The sequence below is a fragment of the Streptomyces sp. NPDC015220 genome, assembly GCF_043079345.1.
GTDB lineage: Bacteria > Actinomycetota > Actinomycetes > Streptomycetales > Streptomycetaceae > Streptomyces.
In genome coordinates this window covers 1-1,103 of the sequence record NZ_JBIBUK010000062.1, presented here as the reverse complement: position 1 = coordinate 1,103, position 1,103 = coordinate 1, and the positions used below count along the sequence as shown (strand labels likewise).

Annotated in this window: 1 protein-coding gene; it reads right to left on the bottom strand. The window is 67.5% G+C overall.

Going from position 1 to position 1,103, the window contains the following annotated elements; genetic code table 11:
- Positions 1 to 1,103: B12-binding domain-containing protein (locus ACF061_RS39070; protein ID WP_392271780.1), on the bottom strand; the 1,103-nt coding region annotated here is incomplete at both ends.

Sequence of the window (1,103 nt, the reverse complement as noted above, 5' to 3'; positions counted from 1 at the left end):
CGGTCGAGCAGACCACGCAGCCGCGGCCGGCCCTCGGTCTCCACCAGCTCCTCGTACGTCGGCCCCTCACCGGTACGGGCCTGCTTCAGACCCCACTGCCCCTTGAACAGCGCACCCTCGTCCAGCCAGGAGGCGTACTCCTTGAGCTGGATGCCCTTGATCACCCGGGTGCCCCAGAACGGCGGGACGGGAACGGGATTGTCGGTGGCGACGTCGGAACGGACATGCCCCTCCAGCGGACGCTCCTCCACCTGGACGGCCGCCGCCGCCCGCACCCGGCGCTGACGCAGCTCGGGCAGCTTCGCCCCGGGCACACCACGCTTCACCCCGATCAACGCGTCCATCAGCCGCAGGCCCTCGAACGCGTCCCGGGCGTAACGCACCTCGCCCTCATAGATCTCGTGCAGATCCTGCTCCACATACGCCCTGGTCAGAGCGGCACCACCCAGGATCACCGGATAGCTGGCCGCCAGACCCCGCTGGTTCAGCTCCTCCAGGTTCTCCTTCATGATCACCGTCGACTTCACCAGCAGCCCCGACATGCCGATCACGTCGGCCCTGTGCTCGTCGGCCGCTTCCAGGATCGCCGACACCGGCTGCTTGATCCCCAGGTTGACGACGTTGTAGCCGTTGTTCGACAGGATGATGTCGACCAGGTTCTTGCCGATGTCGTGCACATCCCCGCGCACCGTGGCCAGCACGATCGTGCCCTTGCCCTCGGCCTCCGACTTCTCCATGTGCGGCTCCAGATGAGCCACCGCGGCCTTCATCACCTCAGCCGACTGCAGCACGAACGGCAACTGCATCTGCCCCGAGCCGAACAGCTCACCGACCACCTTCATGCCGTCCAGCAGGACCTCGTTGACGATCTCCAGCGCCGGCCGCGCCACCAGCGCCTCGTCCAGATCCGCCTCCAGACCGTTGCGCTCGCCGTCGATGATCCGCCGCTTCAGCCGCTCCTCCAGCGGCAGCGCCGCCAGCTCCTCCGCCTTGCCCGCCTTGAGCGACTTCGCCGTCGCCCCCTCGAACAGCTGCATGAGCTTCTGCAGCGGGTCGTACCCCTCACGGCGCCGGTCATAAATCAGATCCAGCGCCGTGGTCAC